We start from the raw sequence: 20,062 nt of genomic DNA on the forward strand, positions 1-20,062 counted from the left end.
GCGTCAGTGGCGACAGCCCCACTTCGCCACGGCTTAAAAAGGCCGCCTGGCGCTTGAAAATGGCTTCGGTGGCGGCGAGCAATGTGTTTTGGCGGACTTGCACGCTACGCAGTAGCCAGCGCGCCTCTTGCAACTGGGTACGCAAAGCCTTCGCCGACTTATCACTCTCCACAGCGCGGGCATACATGGGGTTCACCCGCAAGCGCGGAATAGCGGAGTCATTCAGACGCACCGACCATCCCGTTGCACTGCGCTCCACGCGAACATCCGGCGTGATGTATTGGGTTTGCATGCGGGTTGCAGCCGGCTTGGCATCTAGGCCCCGGATCACACCGACAGCGTGGAGTACTTCGTCGACGGTGGTTGCCAGCTGAGAGGACAAGGCCGTCCAGCGATGGGCAGCTACATCGTCTAAATGGTGATTCACAATGCGCTGAGCAAGCACTAGCGCCGACGCCTTGGAGTCCTGCGCCAACTCTTCTAACTGAACACTCAGGCATTCTTTAAGAGAGCGGGCTGCATAGGCTACGGGCTCTAGCCGTTGTATGCGTTGCAGCACGTCTTCGGCCTGCCTCCGGTCCATGTCACCGGTATCCGCACGCTGGAGAACGGCGTCTAAATCCTCCATTAAATAGCCAGCATCGTCGGTGGCGGCACAAATTTCGCACGCGAGATTACGCTCGGCTTCATCGTCAAAAATGAGCATGGCCTGTTCAAGAATGCGCATATGCACATCCTGCTGGGCCACTAAATGGTCGGCGTAATCATCATTGCCTTCGAAGTCGTCTTTTCTCAGGCTTGAACTCGGCCCCGAGAAATCCTGGTCTACACCTTCGCTGTAATCTTCAACAGCGGACACCGTGGCCTCGTCCTCAGCTTCTAGCAGCGGGTTCTCGTCAAGGGCCTGGCGCAGTTCAGCGGACAGCTCCAGGGATGACAATTGCAAAAGCCGTATGGACTGAGCCAGCTGCTGGGTCATCCCCAGTTGCTGGCCCATTGTCACGGTAATATTGGGACGCATCGCTCTCTCTCCGAAGCCAACGTGTTATTGGAGCTACCGGGCGTCAGAAAGACGTCGGCGGCTTGTTGACCACTCTACGGAGCGGGCGTCATTGAAACGTCAAGAGCTTGGCGGGGCGGTGTTTGTGGACTGCCGACGGGCTAGACTGCGGCGGTGATGACGGAAAACCTGACGGGTAATGGCGTCGCGTACCTCAGGGTCATCGATGTCCCAGCTCACCGCGGCCAGTGCGCCCACATGAGGGTAGGCTTCGCGGAAAACCTCGGCCAACTCCGCCACATCTGACTGCCCTGCCTCCTCATCGGGAATGATTGTCAGTTGAGCGTCGAGTCTTAAAGGCTCGGGCAGAACATCATGCAAATACAGTTCCAGCTGACCTCTGCCGGCCTCTAGGGTGCCCGCTGGCCACAAAATTCCGTCGCTATGGAATAAGAGTGGCTGCGCCTGGGGCCGCTGAGCACCCATTTGATGAGCACAGAGTTGACTCACCATCGTTACCAGCAAGTCCAAACGATTGTGAATCGCTTGCAACTCGGCGCTGGGAGCCTCGGTCGTGTCTCGCGCTGAGTCATGGGTTTCCAAGGTCTGTACCGACTGCAGCACGCGCAAAATGGCATCGCGATGGATACCATTTTGCTGTGAGCGCCACCCCAAGGGACGGTGGTCTATGTAATACGGGCGCATGCCCGCAATTTACGCCAGCTGCGCGCTGAATGCAGCTGCTTGTGGCTGCGGTGCCGACGCCAGCTCATTCCAGGCAGCCTGCAGCGGTGCCAGTAGCCGCCGTACTTCACGCACATTTTCTAGGACATTCTCGCGGCTTTGCAGGCGCTCACGCATGTAGCGATAGAGGTTAAATAGGTTTGCCGCGATACTCTGCCCTTGCTCCATATCCAAGCTGTGCTCTAGCTCAGTCAGCACCTCCAAAGGGCGGTTGAGCATAGTCGCCGTGAGCGGTGCGCCGGTTTGCGCCAGCTCTTCTAATGCTGCTAGACGTGCGTCAAAGGTTCCATATAGCAAGCACACAAGCCGTGCGGGCGAGGCCGTTTGTACACCCACATTTTGGTAAGAGTTCAAAGCATGGGAGGGATTTGACTGGCTGGGATACATGAGACATTGACCAAATGGGTTCCCTATATGTATCGGCCACACTCTGGATTACTTAAGGCCTCTGAGTCACTTTTTTTGTGAACTCGCCATCCAACCAAAGCTGGAGATCCGTCCGCCTACCGTCTTTTTTGGGGCGATCCCTACCGTGGTTTGGGAGCCACATACCCACTAACGCAGGCATCGACGGTTGGAGTAATGCTGGCCTGGCCACGCTAGAAACGCGGAAAGTTTGCTAAGGCCGCACCCAATGCGAGTGCGAGCAGCTGTAGCTTCGGTGAACCATCCACCAGGGGCCTACAGGAAGCGCACCCTGGGGGCGTCGCTACATGACGAAGAAAGGATGAGGATCCGCCAGGAACTAGCCGAGCATGGAGTGACGCAGCCTAGGCATCCCGTCACAATCCATCGAAAGATCCGTTGAAACTGCTTAGGGTGCTGTTGCAAGCCACGCATGCGGAGCTGCAAAGTCTGAAATCGAAGCAGAGCTGGGGCCCGGCAGTAGACCGGCTCGCGCATAGCCCAATAGCTCATCTTCAACCGCACTAGCGACGCGCCGCACACTCAGAGTCGCCAGCTTTGTCTTAGCTGCCGTTCTGACCGGAGTTGATCTGGGGCAGACTCGCTAGCTGCTGCGCCAGGGCATTGCTGGTGAACTGCAGCTGCGCCAAATTCGCATCCAATGCACCAAATTGACGGAACAAGCGCGTCTCCACGCGGGCCATACGCAAGTCCAAACGATCCCGCCGCTCAGACAAAGCATCAAGACGGTTTTGCAAAGACTCTTCACGACTGCTCAAGCTAGAGTCATCATCGAGCTGGGTGTCGATCAAATCGCCGACGCCAGCCACAAGACCGGCTTCACTGGACCACCAGCTTTGCAAGTCATCGCGACGACTCGCTAAGGCTGTGTCCAGGGCCTCGGCATCTAACTGCAGCTTTCCCTGACTATCGAAGCGCAAACCAAATTCCGAAGCCCTAAAGCCCCCGTAATCGCCTGTGATGGCATTACGTAGTTGTGACTCGACTGAGCGCAATAAGGAGTTACCGTTCAAAGCCCCTGCTCGGCCTGCCGCTTCGTTAAAACCGCCCAAGCTGTCGGCAGTATTCGCAAAGCTGTTGTAGGCATCGACGAACTCGGTCAGGCTTTCACGCAGAACGCTATCGTCTCTGGAAACGGTGATTGTGGTGGTTTGCCCCAGGTCTGCTTGGAGCAGATTCAGCGTCACCCCCTCAATCGCGTCGCTGATCGCATTGCTATCACTGGTTTTCAATAAACCATCAATGCGAATTTGCGAATCCAAACCAGAGGTGGTCTGGGCAATATCAGCAGCGAATGTGCCTAGGTCGCCCGTACCGCTGAGCGTAATATCGCTTTGGTTTCCGGTCCGCGAAGAGCTTAAAGACAGAACAGAACCGCCATCCACATTAATGATGGTCGCTCTAAGGCCAGGATTGTCCACCGCGTCATTAATAGCGTCGCGGAGATCAAACAGGTCCGCATTAGCATCAGCGATGCTAATGCTAAAGCTATCGCTGCCGAGGTTGAGATCGAGCGTACCCGTGCCCACCGCTGCGCTGGGGTCGACCGGGGTTTGATTCGCCGAGCGACCACTCGTCGCCAAACGCTCCACAATAATGTCGTAGCTACCCAAGGCAGCGTCTGGCTCAACGCTAAGATCCAGGAAATCTTCCTGGCTCAGACTAAAGCTTCTAGCCTCAGTGGTTTCTAGGCTACCCGCCGTTGTCAGCGCGGTTTGGAAGTTCGCCAAGCTGCTGCGAAGCTGCCCAAATGCGGAGATCTCCGTTCGCGTTGTGGACTCTTGGCGAGAGATTCGAGCAGCCGCGGGGGCGCGCTCGGCTGCGACCAGCTGCGTGACTAAACCGTTGACGTCCAGGCCAGAGCCGATGCCCGCTGAACTGATAGTTCCGCTCATGTGATCAGCCTCCTTAGGCTTCCCTATCCAGGCCGAAACTCCTCTCAGTCAGGATTTGGTCAATACGCTCTGCGAGCCGCAGAACGACTTCTGCAGGGATTTGCCGCACCAATTCGCCCTGGTTATCAAAGATTGAGACCACCATGCGGTCGGTGCCTTCATCCAGGCGAAACTCCAGATCGCCACTACTCATCGCTGTTTGCGGCATCGCCTGAGCGCTTCCGGAACGCGTGTTTGAACCACTCAGCCCATCATTATCGACGCGAGCTGGCGGCTGTACCGGTGGCACAGGTCGCATACGTTGAACCGCCTCAGCATTTGCTGAAGCGTTCTGCACCACATTCGAAACGTTGTTGATTTCCATATTACCCTCCTCGCCAAAAGGACCTCGGCCCAAGGGCCGAGGTCATCCATTGCGTGGTGGCGACCCACTTAGCCCAGTAGGCTAAGCACGCTCTGTGGAGCCGCATTGGCCTGAGCCAACATGGCCGTACCAGCCTGTTGCAGGATCTGCGTCCGAGTAAGCTCGGCCGTTTCTGCAGCAAAGTCAGCATCCTGAATCCGTGAACGCGAAGCGCTCAGGTTCTCAACACTGGACTGCAGGTTCGCAACCGTGGACTCGAAGCGAGACTGAACAGCGCCCAAGGTTGCGCGTGTGCTGTTGATCGTATCCAGAGCGGAGTCGATCAAACCGAGCGCGGTTTGGGCCCCGGCATAGTTGGCCACGGTGAGCGTGTCTATACCTGTTTGAGTGGTCGCCGAGCCAATGGCAGCGTTGGCAAAACCCGAGAGCGTGGCGTCATCCAGCGTCCCTGCTACCGTCACCGTGGTGTCGGAGTTCAAGGTCAGGTCGCCGGTGGCAGCGTCATAGCTAGCACCCACACCCGTTTGCTGAGACACCTCATTGATGGCGTCTACAAGCTGACCGGCACGCTCAGCGGTGCTTCCTGCGGCGCTGATTGCCCCAATATCCACACCGTTAATGGTGACGCCCCCGGCAGCGATGGCCGTGCCAAAGTTGGTCAGCGTTGAAGCAGCAACCGTCAAGCCAGCATCGTTGTTGGTGGACACGCTTCCCAGAGCCGCCGTATTCACATCCGTAATGGACGAAACGGTGATGTTCTCACCCGCATTAGCGCCAATCTGGAAGATCGCTCCGGTAAAGGAGCCATCGAGCAGATTCACACCGTTGAAGGTTGTAGCGTCGGCAACCCGGTTAATTTCCGAGAGCAGCTGACCCACTTCCTGTTGCAGAGCCGTACGGTCTGAACTGGAGTTGGTGGCATTGGAGGACTGCACGGCGAGTTCCCGAATCCGCTGCAGGTTGTTGGTCACTTCGTCGAGTGCACCTTCAGCTGTTTGAGCCAGAGAAATACCGTCGTTGGCATTCCGGATAGCCTGATTTTGGCCCTGGATTTGGGTGGTGAAACGCGTGGAGATCGCCAAACCGGCAGCATCGTCCTTTGCGCTATTGATTCGCAAACCTGTGGACAGACGCTCAATGGAGGTCGCCAGGCTGCTCGAGGTTTGCGACAGATTTCGCTGCACTTGCAGCGAACTGACGTTGGTATTAATAACTTGCATGATTTTTCCTCGGGATGGATGGTCCTGGAAACACTGTCGGAAAGCTTGGTCCTTCAGGTTCCGTATTGGTTATCGGCCACCATTAGGAAAACTTGAGGGCCTATTTGTAAGAAAATTTTTCTGCGTCTTACCTCTGGCAGGATGCAAGACACCTGCCACGCTCATCGTCCTTCAGAGCCTCCCTTCTTCACCCTGAACCACGCGACAAAGCTGCATAGAAAAACGGCTCTCAGGAAAGCCTGAAAGCCGTTTTAAGACGAGTCGCGGCAGCTGGTGCAGCCGCCGCCAAACTTATTGCAGTAAGCTCAGCACGCTTTGCGGGGCCGCGTTCGCCTGCGCCAGCATCGACACGCCGGCCTGCTGCAGAATCTGAGTGCGGGTGAGCTCAGCCGTCTCGGCTGCAAAATCGGCGTCCTGAATTCTTGAGCGGGCGGCACTTAAGTTCTCCACGCTGGACTGCAGACTGGATATCGTGGACTCAAAGCGGGACTGAACAGCGCCTAAGTTGGCGCGGGTGTTATTGATTGTCTCAAGCGCCGAATCAATCAATCCCATCGCCGTTTGCGCGCCGGCATAGTTGGCAACCGTTAATGTGTCTATACCGGTTTGCGTGGTTGCACTCCCGATAGCCGCATTAGCAAAACCGGACAGTGTCGCGTCATCGAGTGTTCCTGCCACCGTCACAGTGGTATCCGAGTTGAGGGTCAAGTCCCCCGTTGCAGGGTCGTAGCTGGCACCCACACCCGTTTGCTGGGACACCTCATTAATCGCATCCACAAGCTGGCCCGCACGTTCGGCTGTGCTTCCTGCGGCGCTGATTGCCCCAATATCCACACCGTTAATGGTGACGCCCCCGGCGGCGATGGCTGTGCCAAAGTTTGTCAGCGTGGATGCGGCCACCGTCAATCCAGCGTCGTTATTGGTCGACACCGAGCCCAAGGCTGCTGTGTTGGCATCCGCAATACTCGATACCGTGAGGCCCTCGCCTGCGTCATCACCAATTTGGAAGATGGCACCGCTAAAAGAGCCGTCGAGTAGCTTTACACCGTTGAAGGAGGTCTTGTCGGCAATGCTATTGATCTCCGAGAGCAGCTGACTCACTTCTTGCTGCAGGGCCAAGCGATCGGAATTGGAATTCGTCGCGTTAGAGGACTGCACGGCCAACTCGCGAATCCGCTGCAAGTTATTGGTGACTTCATCTAAGGCGCCCTCAGCCGTTTGGGCCAGGGAGATGCCATCGTTTGCATTACGAATGGCTTGAGTTTCGCCGCGAATTTGGGTTGTGAAACGGGTGGCAATAGCAAGCCCGGCCGCATCATCTTTGGCGCTGTTAATACGCAAACCAGTCGACAGCCTTTCAATGGACGTCGCCAAACTTGCGGCAGTCTTAGAAAGATCTTTTTGTACCTGGAGGGCACTGATGTTGGTATTGATAACTTGCACGATTCCCACCTTGGAATGAACGAATGAGGTATCGCAGTGTCATGTCGGAGCATTCGCTGCGTTCCCCTTAGTTATCGACCTCGCTCAGCAAAACTTAAGCCCGTTTGAGCACTTTTTTATGCCAACAACGGTTCTTTGGCGAAGCCGATTCCTCGGGCGTTATCTGGGAGAGGAGTTATCTGGGAGAAGAGCGCACAGCGGGCGCATCATTAATAGCGTAGCCGTCAGGCAGTAGCACCCTGCCGATAGTCCCAGTACCGCACGGGGCCATGCTTGCCCCCGCCTTCAGCGTCAGCGCAAATAGTTAAAGAGGCTCTGCTGGCTCAAGCGCTGGAACACCGCGCGCGCGGCTTCAAGGCTGGCACTTTCCTGCGCAAGGCGTGTGGCCTCCTCGGCGACATCTGCATCTTGAAGGCGGCTAATGTCCGACTGCAGCTCGATCTGACGCAAACTCGCACTGTCACGGAAAGAATCCAAGCGATTCAGATCGTTCCCTAGGCGGCTACGCAGTCCCACGACTTTATCGATGGCTGCGTCTATCTCGAGGATGCCCTGGTCCAAGGCATCTCGCCTAGCCGCCCGCCCGACATCGTCAGTGGGGTTCGCTTCAACTTCCACGGCCAGGCTTTCAAATACTGCAGCCATATCTGTGGTTCCAGCTGCATCGACAAAAAGAGCTTGGGCATCAACGTTCAGGTTAAACACGCCGGCTGATCCGAGCTGAACCTGTGCCGGGGCCAATGGCGGATTCAGTACATAGCTCCCCGGCGCACCCGCAAAAGGCAAAGCATCGCCGGTACCGGAGAATAAAGGCCGACCTTCCACGTCGCGGCTATTGGCTAGGCCAACATAGGTTTCGGACAGGCCACGCAACTCCGCCGCCAGGATTGCTCGATCTTCCGCATTAAGTGTCGCATTCTGGCCTTGAACCAAGGTCTCTCTGAAAGCCTGCAGCACATCAGTCAAACCTCCCAACCGGGATTCTGCATTGGCCAGGCGTGACTCAATGACATCTGCCCCTTGCAGTTGTCCCTGCAACTCAGACAGACGAGTTTGTTGAGCAAGCACGGTTGCGGCGGCGCGTGGGTCTTCTCTGGCGTGCTCAAAGCGTAGTCCGGAGGAAAGCGCTTTTTGCGCCCCGAACTGCGCTTCACCACCCCGCTGCAAGGCACCAAGAACCTGGCGTTGGATCATGTTGCTGGTGATACGCATGGTCATTGAGATGACCTCCTAGCGGCGAACCGCAGACAAAATAGTGTCGAATAGCGAACCGGCAGTGGCAATAACCTGCGCTGCGGCCTGATAGGCCTGCTCGTAGCGGAGTAAATCGGCAGCCTCTTCGTCCAAGTTCACGCCTTGGATAGAATCTCGGCGATCCAAGGCGAAGTTCTCGGCTGCCCGGCTGCTATCCAAGCTTAGATTCGCACTGGCTGCAGACTGGCCAGTGCGCGCAATCCACAAGTTAGTGGCCGTGCCCACATCATCCTGGCCACCGTTGAGAAGTGGGCCGGAAATGTTTTGCTGCAACGCCAGTAGATTGGTGTTATCACCGCTATTGGCTGGACTCCCCGCCGCCGCAACCGACAGATCCTGCGCGTCTACATTCAGACTTTCGATACTGGACGCAGCAGCAGGCTGGATCACAAATCGATCTCCATTGGCGGGCGTACCCGCCAAGCTCAGAGCAATACCTGAGACCAGTAGCGGGTCCGCAATACTGCCGGTACCGCTTACCGTCAATGCGTTGCCGTCAGCATCACGGGCACTATAGGAACCAGCGTCGAAGCTGAGTTCAAAGCGTTGTGCAGGAATCTGGCTGACATCATCAATACTTGCGCTGAACACTGCCGTACCGGTGTTCGCCGCTCCGTCGGTAACCACAGCCTCGGGAACGCTAAACAAGGCAGGGCCTGGGTTACCATCCAAGCCAACACCAGCAGCCTGAAAGTCATTCAGCGTGATGGCGACACCGGCGGCAAGCTGACCCAAGCTGTCACGCGCGGCAGGAAGATCGTTTTGCAGTAGGTCTAAGTAGCCACGGATTTCGCCGCCCACCACACGTGGAGGCTGCACCACGCCGTCCACCGTCAGCTGCAGTTGTCCAGACTCGTCACGTGCCAAGCCAAAGTCCACGGGCTGCCCGGCTTGGAGCAAAGGCTGGCCATTGGCCAAGCCCAGTTGCAAGCTATCGTTCCGACCCACCTGTGCTTCAATGCCCAGGGTCTGGGAGAGATCCTGCAGCAACACATCACGTTGATCTAGCAGTGTGGCCCGGCCAGCATCCAGAGCGCCGCCAGTATCGAGCTGCCCTTGTACAACGGCCAATTGATCAAGCTGGTCTTGGGCTAACTGAACCTGAGTTTGCAAACTGCGGATGTTGTCTTGTTCTTCCGCCGCAAAGGTCGCATCGAGCCCGGCGACACGGGAGGAGAACTGCTCCAAAGCCGCCAGAACGGACTGGCGGGTGGGGATATCCGTTGGCTGGATGGTCAACGCACTCAGCGACTGTTGTAAATCCTGCAGCGGTGTGGCCAAGTTTGTGGCCGGATCCGACACTTGCGTGTCTAGTCGGCTCAGCGTGGTGGCGCGAACTTCAATTTGCGCCCGCTGGGCGGTTGCCTCGCGGGCAGCACTCAGCGCCGAATTGTCGGCATCACGCGTCAAAGACACAACATCAACGCCAGAGCCACCAGCGAGTTGGCCTATATTCACAGATTGCCGGGCATACCCCGGAGCATTCGCATTGGCGACGTTACGACTGACTGTGGTCAGCGCCGCTTGGTAGGTCGACAGTGCCGACCGACCGATATCAAAGAGTTGCGTCATCGGCAGATTCCTTCCGGCTCAAATCTGCGAGCCATGGAGAATCTGCAACTTGCAATACGCGTGCCGCGTAATCTGGATCTGTGGCGTAGCCGGCCTTGGCCAAGCCCTCAATGTAGGCGCGATCAGAGCCACCATGCTCCAATGCTTGGGCATACCGGGGCTGCGCACGCACGAAATGCACATAATCGGCCACGGCCTCCGCGAAGCTTTGATAACCACGAAATTCGGCCTGTTCGCTGCGCATCTGCCCGTTCTCATACTCCTGAGTTGTGGCCTGGACGGAGGCTCCAGCCCAACGGTCATGGCTTTTGACACCGAAGAGGTTATGGCTGCTCTGGCCAGGTTGTTGCGTTGGCATGTGCTGCCCCCACCCCGTCTCTAGCGCGGCTTGAGCCAGCAAGATACGAGGAGACACCCCCAAAGCATGGGCAGCCGGAGCAATGATGGGGTGCAACTTCTGTACAAAATCTTGGGGCGACCCAATAGCAGCATCACTCTGCTGCGTGTATTCGGCTAGCGCCATCGTTGTGGTGACATTCAAGGCTGCCCGCATAGGTGGCTGAAGGCCCACTTGCTCACGCCGCAGGTCCTGATTCAGACCGAACTCGGCCTTAGAGGACGATGCTCCTGTGGCCTGGGACAAAGCCGGTTGAAGCATCTGCGCCACCCCCAGGCCCCGACCAGCCGCCAAACTATCCGCCAACTCGCGTACCCACAATCCACGAACTTGTTCGGCCTGACCACTACCACCCATGCCGGCAAAATCCTCCGGTAAGGCCTCGTCTAATAAAGTTTTGATAAAGAGGGCTTCAAACTCTCGAGCGATGTCGGCCACTGGCTCCGTAGGCTTTGCCAGCGCTGCGGGGTTGCTAGCCGACTTAAGGGCTAACCCAGCATGACTGGCCTCAAGCTTCATTGCCGCCGCGCTGTGAATAACGATCGATATGCATAATTTAGCGGGGTCAGATCACAACCAATTCGGCGCGTAATGCGCCGGCCTGCTTGAGCGCTTCCAAAATAGCGACGAGATCCCCAGGAGCCGCTCCTACGCTATTGACCGCGCGCACGATGGAATCCAATGTCGTGCCGCCTTCAAGCACGAACATGCGGCCATCGCCCTCCTCCACCGCAATATCGGTGCGCGGAGTTACCACGGTTTGACCCTGGCCCAAGGCATTGGGCTGATCCACATCAAAGCGTTCGCGGATGGTCACAGACAAAGAGCCATGCGTCACCGCTGCGGGGTATACCTTCACGCTCTGACCAATCACCACGGTACCCGTGCGAGAATTGACCACAACCCGCGCGGGTCCCTGCCCTGGCGCAACTTCAATATCTTCCAGGGCCGCAATGAAGGCCACCATTTGATCGGCGCTTTTGGGCCCAGACACCGCCACCGTAACAGCGTCCACCGCACTGGCCAGACCAGGCCCCAAGGTATTGTTAATGGCGCGCACAATGCGCTGCGAAGTGCGGAAGTCGCCCTGGTGCAGGTTCAGGTGCACCATGTCATCTTGCATCAGTGCGTTGGGCGGGGATTTTTCCACCATAGCGCCGTTAGGAATACGGCCGGTGGACGGCACATTCAAAGACACGCGTGATCCGTCGCGCCCCTCAACGCCGAAGCCGCCAACCACCAAGCTGCCCTGGGCCAAGGCGTAAATCTCGCCGTCGGCCCCGCGCAGTGGCGACATCAGCAAACTGCCACCACGCAGACTACGCGCATTACCGAAGGAAGACACCGTGACGTCAATCTTTTGGCCGGGCTTGGCGAAGGCTGGGAGCTCGGCATGAAGCGCCACCGCTGCAATGTTATTAAGCTGCAGATTCAAGCCCTGCGGCAAGGTCACTCCCAGCTCTTGCAACATGCTGGTCAGGCTTTGGTTTGTGAATGGTGTCTGATTGGTGCGGTCCCCCGATCCATCTAAGCCCACCACCAAGCCGTAACCCACGAGGGCGTTAGAGCGAACTCCTGCTACGGAGGCTAAATCCTTGATTCGTTCGGCTTGGGCGGGTCCTACGACCAGCAAAGCTGCCAGAACCAACAATGATGCAATTCGCCACATGACTAAGGCTCCTAAAAAGGCCAGAGTGGAGAGGAGAAAAAGCGCGCTAACCAACCCTGGGCGTTGGCATCAGCCACCGCGCCACGACCGGAGTAATCAATATGGGCATCGGCGACCCGCGATGAAGGCACGGTGTTGTTCGCTGCAATATCTTGGGGCCGAACCAAGCCAGTGAGGCGTAAATATTCGGTGCCCTGATTCAAGCGCAGACGCTTCTCACCAGCCACCGAAAGCGTTCCACCAGGTAGCACCTTTATCACGCGTACCGATAGCTCGCCTTGTAGCTGATTACTCTGCTGACTGTTTCCGCTCCCTTCAAATTCACGCTCGCCGCTCACTTCGGCACTGAGGCCATCGGTAGTAGGAACGCGGCCAAAAAGGTTCGGCGCCGACAAACTCACGCTCTGCGACTTCCCGGTAGAGGTAGAGGCTGATTTACGCGCTGTCGTCTGCTCTTCCAACAAAATGGTGAGCACATCACCCACATTGCGTGCGCGTTGATCGGAAAACAGACCCGAGCCCCGGTTTGGGTTAAATAAAGAGCCATTGGCAATGGGCTGCTGCACCGGGTAGACCGGTTCCGGAAGGGGTTCAGGCTCAGGTTGACGCGTACTGGCGCAACCACCGAAGAGCCATAAGGTGCCCAGGTATAGGACCGGCAGCCAGATGCCCCGATCCGGCTTTGAGTTATCAGAGGTTGTTGTTGACATAGGACAACATCTGGTCGCTGGTTTCGATGGCTTTAGAGTTCAGCTCATAGGCACGCTGGGTCTCAATCATGTCCACCAGCTCCTCCACCACATTCACATTGGAGCTCTCCAAGGCGCCCTGTCGCACTGTGCCCAAGCCATTGGCGCCAGGAGCGCCAATCTGTGCAGGCCCACTGGCTGCGGTTTCCAAAAGCAGGTTTTCACCCCGCGCCGCCAAACCGCCTGGGTTCACAAAATCGGCCAAGGTGAGGTTGCCAACCTCCTGAGGAGCGGCCGCGCCGGGCGTTTGCACAGACACCACGCCGTCCTGGCCAATAATTAATGACTGCGCTTCGATGGGCACATTGATGCCCGGTAACACGGCATAGCCGCCGGCAGTGACCAAATTACCCTCAGCATCAAGTTGCAAAGAGCCGTCGCGGGTGTAGGCCTGGGTCCCATCCGGCAGCAGAATTTGCAAGAATCCGCGACCGTTGATGGCCACATCTAGCGCATTGTCGGTTTGCGATAGTGTGCCTTGGGTGAAGTCACGTTCGGTGGCCACGAGGCGCGAGCCCGTGCCAATTTCCAAACCTGTTGCAGAGCGCGTTTGCTGCGAGGTTTGTCCCCCAGCTTGACGCAGGTTCTGATAGATCAGATCTTCGAAGACAGCATTGCTTTTTTTAAAGCCGGTGGTGTTCACATTGGCTAGGTTATTGGCAATGACGCTCATGCGTGTTTGCTGTGCATCTAGCCCAGTTTTGGCCACCCATAACGAGTTATTCATCCTTCTCTCCTCTCACTTAGCGCATCCGCAGGAGTTCGGCGGTGCGCTGCGCGTGTTCATCCGCCTTCTTCATCAGTTGAATCTGGGTTTCAAAGCGGCGCTGCTGCTCAATCATGGAAACCAGTGCAGAGGCCGGATTCACATTGGACTGCTCCAGGGCTCCACTGAGAATGGCGTCGTCGCCCGCTGGCGCTAATTCCTGCTCGGTATCGCGTGGTCGAAACAAGCCGTCCGTGCCACGAAGCATCCCGGCATCGGGTTCCTGCACCACCCGAATGCGATCAATCTCCGCATTAACGCCGCCGCCAACGCCCAAGGGAATAATCGAGAAAGTGCCATCGCGGCCGATACTGATGGACTCTGCAGGGGGCACACCAATCGCTCCACCACCGCCGAGCACCGCGTTTCCCGAGGCGGTTTGCAAGCGCCCATTCACGTCGATTTGTAGGTTGCCGGCACGGGTATAGGCCGTGCTGCCATCGGCAGCCTCTACCGCTAGCCAGGTCCCTGGCTGCAAGGCGATATCCAGACTTCGACCGGTGGTTTTAACAGCGCCAGGCAGGGCGTCGTAACCCCCCTCTGCTGCACTGGCATGGACCCGGCTTTGCCAGCCGGGCCCATCCACATTGGTGGCCTCGGTCTGGTTCAGTGCTGCCTTAAAGCCGGGCGTATTCGCATTCGCCAAGTTATGGCTCACCTTGCCCTGCGCTTGCAGGGCTCGGCTAGCACCGTTCATGGCGACGTAGAGGAGACGGTCCATCGCAGGCTACTCAGAATTACCGCAGGTTCAGTGCAGCCTGAGTGATCTGATCGGCGGTCGTCACCACCTGAGCATTGGCCTGGAAGCTGCGTTGTGCGGTGATGATATTGACCAACTCAGCGGTGAGATCCACATTCGAGGTTTCGATAGCTCCGGCACGCAGGTTGCCGAAGTCACCGGTGCCCGCAGCGCCGCGACGAACCTGCCCAGAGTCGGCCGTCGCAGACCAGGCGTTTTCACCTTGGGGCTGCAGACCATTCAGGTTTCGGAAACTGCTCAAGGCCACTTGGCCCAGGTCAATCAATTGACCATTGTTATAACGCGCTTGCAGGGTGCCGTTACTGGAAAACTCCACCCGATTCAGCTGGCCATTGGTAAAGCCATCCTGAGCAAGATCACTCACGGCGAACTCGGAGCCAAACTGAGTCAGCCCGGTGAGGTCGAGGGTGATGTCCTGCGGATCTGCCCCAACGCCAACGGTTAAGCCAGTGAGGTTGACCTCGCCCGTGGCGGGGGCTGTCAAGAGACCACTGCCGTCAAATGTCAGGGTGGTTGGTGACCCCACGTCTGTGCCGTCAACTGCAATGTTCAGGGTCCATTCGTTATCGGTGGCGGTCTTGCTCAAGTACAGGGTCGCCGAAGAAGGAGCGCCCAACGAGTTATAAATCGTGATCGACGTCGCATGGTTATAGCTATCTGGATCAGCTGGATCAAAGGTCGCTACGGGGGGCGCAGTGGCATCGGCAGGCAGATTAAACACGGACTCGATCTCGCCGGTTGCCTGCGGCGGACTTTCCTGAGTCGAGATTTGCAAATCAGCCAGCTCTGCCGTGTTAAAACCACCCCCAGCCAGCGGTGCAAAACCCTGCAGCCGATCACCAAAAGCCGTCACGATGCGACCCTCATTGTCGACCTGAAAGGATCCATCTCGGGTATACACCTCAGAGCCGTCCCGATTCAGAGTGAAAAAACCAGCACCGCTGATGGCCAGGTCTAGAGAGTTATCAGTGAACTGGATTGTTCCCTGCGTGAAATCCTGACGCGCAGAGCCAATGGCCACACCGCCACCGCTTGCCTCAGCAGTGAGCGATTGACCCGAAGTCGTAATGAGGTCAGCAAATGTTGAACGTGAGCCTTTGAAACCATTGGTGTTGGCATTGGCGATGTTGTTCGAGATCACATTCAGATCTGAGGTCGCAGCATTCATGCCCGACAAAGCGATACGGAAAGACATAATTAGTTCTCCTGACGAATATGGCGGACATCGCGCAGAGCGAGTTCCTGTCCATTGGCAAGTTGAAGTTGAGCCTGACCACCACCGGCAGCCAGCGTGACCCCTTGAATGCGGTCAGCCATCAAGACGTCGAGTGTTTGTGACGCGGCGCCTGCCCCGAGCACTGCTTGAACTTGGTAGTTCCCCGGCGGCAGTTCAGGTAGCGCCACATCCACCATGCCGGCACTGCGCGAACCCAGATCCAGAACCTCGGCCAAGCTGCCGTCAGAGGATTGAATCCGAACTTGCAGAGGGCCACCGTTGGGAAGCTCGACTGCCACCGTTTGGGCAGCTCCGGAGTAACTAGCCCTCATGCTTAAGACTTCGCGGCCGATAAGAGATGCGGCGTCGAGTAATTGGTTGGCCCCTAAAGAAGACACCATAGATTCGACGCTAGCCTGCAGCTCCGTAATCCCGTTCACGGTGGAGAACTGCGCCATCTGGCCCAAGAACTCGCCATTTTCCATGGGCTTGAAGGGGTCTTGATTCTGCAGCTGCGCAATCATCAGCTGTAAAAAGTCGTCCTGGCCTAAGGACTGCTCTTCTACGCCGCCAGAGCGGCTAGTTCCGGTACTCGCGCCCGCTCCCACGGCGGCTTGTATTGCTTGAATATCAGCCACGTCCGGTCTCCAAAGTACGCACCATCAAATCCTTGGTGGTGTTCATAAGTTCAAGGCTGCTCTGATAAGAACGCGAAGCGGAGATCATGTCCGCCATGGACTCCACCACGTCCACCGCCGGGGCATAGACATAACCCTGCTCATCGGCCAGAGGATGTCCGGGCTGGTAGCGTGCCTGCGCAGGCGCTTCGGACTCGCGAATTTCATCCACCGCCACGCCGGGCAAGCCCGACTCCATCAGCACCGCTTTAAAAACGGCGTAGCGGGGTTTGTAGACTTCATCCGGGCTTCCGGCCACGCTGTCTGCGTTAGCCAGGTTCGAGGCCACCGTGTTCAGGCGAGTAGACTGGGCTGCCAGAGCGCGACCGGCCAATTCCAATGTAGAAAATGAGGCCATTTTTAGCTCCCGCGGATGGCGAGGTTCAGCGACGCCATGCGTCCGTCGATGAAGCGCAGCGCCGCCTGATAACGCATGAGGGCATCGGCATACGCGGCTTGCTCGACTGGGGTTTCAACCGTATTGCCATCGGCGCTAGGCTGGGTAGGGATGCGCCATTGGGTCGGAGCCGCTTGTGTCATAGTTGCGTCACCCACATGCCCGGCATGCGACCGCGCCATGGGTAGCGGCGAATCTCCGACACCTTTAAGCACGTCCTTGAAATTCACATCGCGAGCTTTAAACCCAGGGGTGTCAGCATTCGCGATGTTGCCGGCAATCACGCCTAGACGCTGACCATGCACTTTAAGTGCAGGAGCGGCGGCGCCAAAAAGAGGATCTGATTGAGCCATGTCGGCCCTCCAAATCAGGACTGTGTTCCGTCAGGGGCAAGCGCCGTGCCATCAGTCGCATGCAGCACAGATAAGGTTTGGGTGACGGCTCTTGCTAAATCATCCGGGTGGAATTTGGGCACGAAACGATCCGCACCCACGCGGCGTACGAGCGCCGCGTTGAACATGCCCGATAAAGAGGTATGCAGAACCACAGGCAAATCGCGAAGCCGCGGATCTTTACGAATTTCACTGGTGAGGTGATATCCATCCATGTCTGGCATTTCGATGTCTGAAATGACCATGGCAAAAACATCCGTAGCGGGCCCACTCTCCGCAGCCGCTTGCAGAGCGCGCAAGGCAGCACGGCCATCATTGACCACCAAAGACTCCAAGCCCAAGGCATCCAATGTGCGCACAATCTGCGCTCGCGCGGTGCGTGAATCGTCGGCGACCAATACCGTCTTGTTCTGGATCACTTGCTGCGGAACGGCTTGGACCACATCCTCAGAGAGCTCTGGCGCAGGACCGGAGACCAATGACAGCACATGTTCTACATCGATAATCTCAACGATGCGGCCTTCATGCCGAGTCACGGCTGTCAGGAATCCGTCGCGCTGGCCATCCAGGTTCGGGGGCGGCAGCACCTCTTCCACGGACTTGTGAATAATGCGATCCACCCTGGAGACCAATAGCCCCTGCGTGGTGCGATTGAACTCTGTGAGTATGGAGGTGGTAGCCGGTAGATTGCCTGGCAAACCCAATGCCGCGCCCAGCTTGAGCACCATGACATTTTGTTCGCGCACCCGAATCACTCCTGCCACCACCGGATGAGATTTGGGCATCGGCCGAATCTCGGGCGTGGTGAGCACCTCGCGTACTTTAAAAACGTTGATGCCGTACAAAACCTCATCACCCAACTCGAACAGCAGCAGGGCGAGGCGGTTATGACCGGCCAGGCGAGTGCTATCGTCAATGCGCGACAGCAAACTTGATGGATGACTCACCAGGAAGTACTCCATAAATCGAACGATGCGCCGACCGCCTGCAAGGCTCACGCCGCGGCATTGGTATTGCACGTTCGGCCACTATGAAATGGAATGTGTCCTCCTCTGCTGCTCTTTGCCTGGGTTTGCTAGCCACCGCCGCTAGTGCTGCCAGCTATGAGCAGCCGGAGCGCGTTCGAGACGCCATCCGTAGGCACATACAGGCTGCATACCCCAACGCCGAGGTCGCGATCAGCACACCCACCCTAAATGGTGGTCTGCGCATGCCGCTCTGCGCGGAGCCGCTGCGTGCTTTTGATCCGCCAGGTGTGCGCCCCGGCAATCGGCGTACCGTAGGAGTGCAATGCCCTCAGGGCTGGACCTTATATGTACCCACCCAAATCACCCGCGAGGTCAACATGGTGGTGCTTGCCAGACCCATTAGCCGAGGCCAGGTTCTGACGACGCAGGACCTGCGCGTGGAACAGCGACCTGCTGCCAGCATGCCCTTAGGCTTTATTGGCGCTGTGAATATGGCCATCGGCCGCGAGGCCAAACAGGCTTTGCCTGCCGGCCTTGCACTTCGAGACAGTCATCTCGGTGGCGGCCGCGACGTACAGCGTGGACAGCAGGTGCGCTTGCTGGTGGCACGCGGCGGCCTACATATCGAAACTCAGGGCATTGCCGAAAGCGATGCTGCGGTGGGCCACTGGGTGGTCGTACGCAATCCTCGCTCGGGCCGACTGGTTGAAGGCCGGGTGCAGGAGCCGGGTTTGGTCCGCGTGCCATGAAAAAACTTTCCTCATACCCCTTAAGTTTCGGCGACAGCGGCCGATACACTAAGCAGAGCTGATATGGATACCACGATGAACACGCGATATGACGTCGGCGGCAGCCTGCCAAAAAGCACCGTAGGAGTGAACGAAACCGTGCGCTCCGATCCCGCGAAACCTGGCAACACAACCACCGCCGCGAGCAGCCCAGCCCAGACTCAGGATCAGGTACAGCTGCGTAGCGCTGACTTGATGCAGCTAGTCCGTAATGCCCCCGATACCAATATGGATCGCATCGCCGAGCTGCGCGCACAAATCGCCAGCGGGGACTACGCCGTGGACGCCGACGCCATCGCTGAGGGAATGCTCAGCTTTGAATCTCAACTGCAAGGATAATCCCATGACACCGGACACTGTGAGCACCAACGCAGATGATCTTCGTCCACTACTCCAGCAGCTCTTGCACACCCTGGAGGAAGAACAAGTCGTTTTGGATACAGAGTCCGCGACGGATTTGCACCCCGTCATCGAGCGTAAAGATGCGCTTTGCCAACAACTCAGCCTCTTCACCCAGGGTCATGACATGTCCATGCTCATGGACGCTGACACCCTCGACTTGTTACAGCGCTGCCAACAGCTCAACCTGCGCAATGGTGGACATATCGATCAGCGGCGCGCAGAGGTTCGGAATCGGATGTCGCAGATGAACCCTGACAGCACCTACAACGCGCACGGGCAGTTCGGTGGCGGTAGTGGCCAGCGAGACTTCGCCAGAGTTTGAATGGTTCTAGACCCAACACTGGCGCAACAAAACGGGATGACATCACCCCGACCAGGCACACATAGATTTAACTCACGTTCTTAGAACCCGGTGATTGTTCTTGGGCTTGGCCATGCAGCCGGGTGAGAAGCTCGGCCTCCGCGTGACTTAAGCCAGCCACACGCGCCAGCTCCTTGGCTGACCAACCCTGGCGAGCCAAAACAATGACATCTTCAGTCGTCATACCGTCTGCGGTAATGGTATTCGAGCTGCTCACCGCCGTCATTTGCAATTGCAGCTCCTGACGCTGCTTCATGGCCTGCATACGCGCTTCCAGCGCACCGATGCTGGCGCGCAGTTCTGCCACTTCGGCGCGTAAAGGCTGCGCTTGTTGAAGGGATAGGCTTTCTGAAAGCTCATCTGCTGGCTTGGCTGTGCCTGGCTCGCTTGCATCGGAGGTAGAAGGGCGTACGCACCCCCACACAACTAAGGCAGCCAAAGCTGCCATAAACGCTGCCAGCACGGGCTCCATCCAAGGTTGCCACCAGGCTGTTACTGCAATGTCCATGTCAGACCTCTGACTTAAGACGTAGAAAAACCGTCATGTTGCAATTCCTTTGCCATCGCCGCCCCCTGTCAGCTCTGGCCAAACCAACATCAGC

The 20,062-nt window shown here is 57.5% G+C and carries 23 protein-coding genes; 3 read left to right on the plus strand and 20 right to left on the minus strand.

Translation table 11 applies throughout. The annotated features are described in order from the left end of the window. The 19 genes from KI787_14910 to KI787_15000 form a co-directional block, all read right to left on the minus strand. A partial coding sequence (locus KI787_14910) for a hypothetical protein (GenBank protein MBV6631245.1) occupies positions 1–1,021 on the minus strand: 1,021 nt, incomplete at its 3' end. 99 nt (positions 1,022–1,120) lie between these two features. Continuing rightward, entirely contained in the window at positions 1,121–1,705 is a 585-nt protein-coding gene (locus tag KI787_14915) for a PilZ domain-containing protein (GenBank protein MBV6631246.1), read from the minus strand. Positions 1,706–1,714: 9 nt separating this feature from the next. Beyond that, positions 1,715–2,131 carry a flagellar protein FliS gene (locus tag KI787_14920; protein ID MBV6631247.1) on the minus strand — a complete coding sequence of 139 codons (417 nt, stop codon included), beginning with the start codon at positions 2,129–2,131 and terminating at the stop codon, positions 1,715–1,717. A 581-nt stretch (positions 2,132–2,712) separates the two neighbouring features. After that, positions 2,713–4,065: a flagellar filament capping protein FliD gene (fliD, locus tag KI787_14925; GenBank protein ID MBV6631248.1), complete on the minus strand. Its 1,353-nt coding sequence runs from the start codon at positions 4,063–4,065 to the stop codon at positions 2,713–2,715. Between the two features lie 13 nt (positions 4,066–4,078). Further along, on the minus strand, positions 4,079–4,429 hold the full coding sequence (locus KI787_14930) for a flagellar protein FlaG (protein ID MBV6631249.1): 351 nt from the start codon (positions 4,427–4,429) through the stop codon (positions 4,079–4,081). 68 nt (positions 4,430–4,497) lie between these two features. Beyond that, positions 4,498–5,652 carry a flagellin gene (locus KI787_14935; GenBank protein ID MBV6631250.1) on the minus strand — a complete coding sequence of 385 codons (1,155 nt, stop codon included), beginning with the start codon at positions 5,650–5,652 and terminating at the stop codon, positions 4,498–4,500. Positions 5,653–5,940: 288 nt separating this feature from the next. Next, on the minus strand, positions 5,941–7,095 hold the full coding sequence (locus tag KI787_14940; protein MBV6631251.1) for a flagellin: 1,155 nt from the start codon (positions 7,093–7,095) through the stop codon (positions 5,941–5,943). A 288-nt stretch (positions 7,096–7,383) separates the two neighbouring features. Further along, a complete protein-coding gene (locus KI787_14945) occupies positions 7,384–8,310 on the minus strand; it encodes a hypothetical protein (protein ID MBV6631252.1) in 927 nt (308 codons plus the stop codon). A 12-nt stretch (positions 8,311–8,322) separates the two neighbouring features. Further along, positions 8,323–9,918, minus strand: a complete 1,596-nt coding sequence (locus tag KI787_14950; GenBank protein MBV6631253.1) for a hypothetical protein — start codon at positions 9,916–9,918, stop codon at positions 8,323–8,325. Next, positions 9,902–10,834, minus strand: coding sequence for a flagellar assembly peptidoglycan hydrolase FlgJ (gene flgJ, locus KI787_14955; protein MBV6631254.1), 933 nt, complete (start codon positions 10,832–10,834; stop codon positions 9,902–9,904). The genes KI787_14950 and flgJ overlap by 17 nt, the downstream gene beginning before the upstream one ends. Positions 10,835–10,880: 46 nt before the next feature. Next, positions 10,881–11,984 carry a flagellar basal body P-ring protein FlgI gene (locus KI787_14960; GenBank protein MBV6631255.1) on the minus strand — a complete coding sequence of 368 codons (1,104 nt, stop codon included), beginning with the start codon at positions 11,982–11,984 and terminating at the stop codon, positions 10,881–10,883. 11 nt (positions 11,985–11,995) lie between these two features. Next, complete coding sequence (flgH, locus tag KI787_14965; protein MBV6631256.1) at positions 11,996–12,694, minus strand: flagellar basal body L-ring protein FlgH; 699 nt, start codon at positions 12,692–12,694, stop codon at positions 11,996–11,998. Beyond that, positions 12,675–13,460, minus strand: coding sequence for a flagellar basal-body rod protein FlgG (flgG, locus tag KI787_14970; GenBank protein ID MBV6631257.1), 786 nt, complete (start codon positions 13,458–13,460; stop codon positions 12,675–12,677). Before flgG ends, flgH begins: the two co-directional genes overlap by 20 nt. A gap of 16 nt (positions 13,461–13,476) precedes the next feature. Beyond that, positions 13,477–14,220, minus strand: coding sequence for a flagellar basal body rod protein FlgF (locus KI787_14975; GenBank protein MBV6631258.1), 744 nt, complete (start codon positions 14,218–14,220; stop codon positions 13,477–13,479). Between the two features lie 16 nt (positions 14,221–14,236). Further along, positions 14,237–15,454, minus strand: coding sequence for a flagellar hook protein FlgE (flgE, locus tag KI787_14980; protein ID MBV6631259.1), 1,218 nt, complete (start codon positions 15,452–15,454; stop codon positions 14,237–14,239). 2 nt (positions 15,455–15,456) lie between these two features. Next, positions 15,457–16,104, minus strand: a complete 648-nt coding sequence (locus tag KI787_14985) for a flagellar hook assembly protein FlgD (protein ID MBV6631260.1) — start codon at positions 16,102–16,104, stop codon at positions 15,457–15,459. 1 nt (position 16,105) lies between these two features. After that, positions 16,106–16,510, minus strand: a complete 405-nt coding sequence (gene flgC, locus KI787_14990; protein ID MBV6631261.1) for a flagellar basal body rod protein FlgC — start codon at positions 16,508–16,510, stop codon at positions 16,106–16,108. A gap of 2 nt (positions 16,511–16,512) precedes the next feature. Further along, a complete protein-coding gene (gene flgB, locus KI787_14995) occupies positions 16,513–16,902 on the minus strand; it encodes a flagellar basal body rod protein FlgB (protein MBV6631262.1) in 390 nt (129 codons plus the stop codon). Positions 16,903–16,916: 14 nt separating this feature from the next. Further along, entirely contained in the window at positions 16,917–17,903 is a 987-nt protein-coding gene (locus KI787_15000) for a chemotaxis protein CheV (protein MBV6631263.1), read from the minus strand. 80 nt (positions 17,904–17,983) lie between these two features. On the opposite strand from KI787_15000, the gene flgA reads away from it, so the two are divergent. From flgA to KI787_15015, 3 genes are all read left to right on the plus strand, one after another. Then, positions 17,984–18,658, plus strand: coding sequence for a flagellar basal body P-ring formation protein FlgA (gene flgA, locus KI787_15005; GenBank protein MBV6631264.1), 675 nt, complete (start codon positions 17,984–17,986; stop codon positions 18,656–18,658). A 75-nt stretch (positions 18,659–18,733) separates the two neighbouring features. Further along, positions 18,734–19,036, plus strand: a complete 303-nt coding sequence (gene flgM / locus KI787_15010) for a flagellar biosynthesis anti-sigma factor FlgM (GenBank protein ID MBV6631265.1) — start codon at positions 18,734–18,736, stop codon at positions 19,034–19,036. Between the two features lie 4 nt (positions 19,037–19,040). After that, entirely contained in the window at positions 19,041–19,421 is a 381-nt protein-coding gene (locus tag KI787_15015) for a hypothetical protein (protein MBV6631266.1), read from the plus strand. A 67-nt stretch (positions 19,422–19,488) separates the two neighbouring features. Here KI787_15015 and KI787_15020 read toward each other — a convergent pair whose 3' ends face one another. Beyond that, on the minus strand, positions 19,489–19,968 hold the full coding sequence (locus KI787_15020) for a hypothetical protein (GenBank protein MBV6631267.1): 480 nt from the start codon (positions 19,966–19,968) through the stop codon (positions 19,489–19,491). Positions 19,969–20,062: the final 94 nt, after the last annotated feature.

The sequence above is a fragment of the Oceanococcus sp. HetDA_MAG_MS8 genome (assembly GCA_019192445.1).
Lineage (GTDB): Bacteria > Pseudomonadota > Gammaproteobacteria > Nevskiales > Oceanococcaceae > MS8.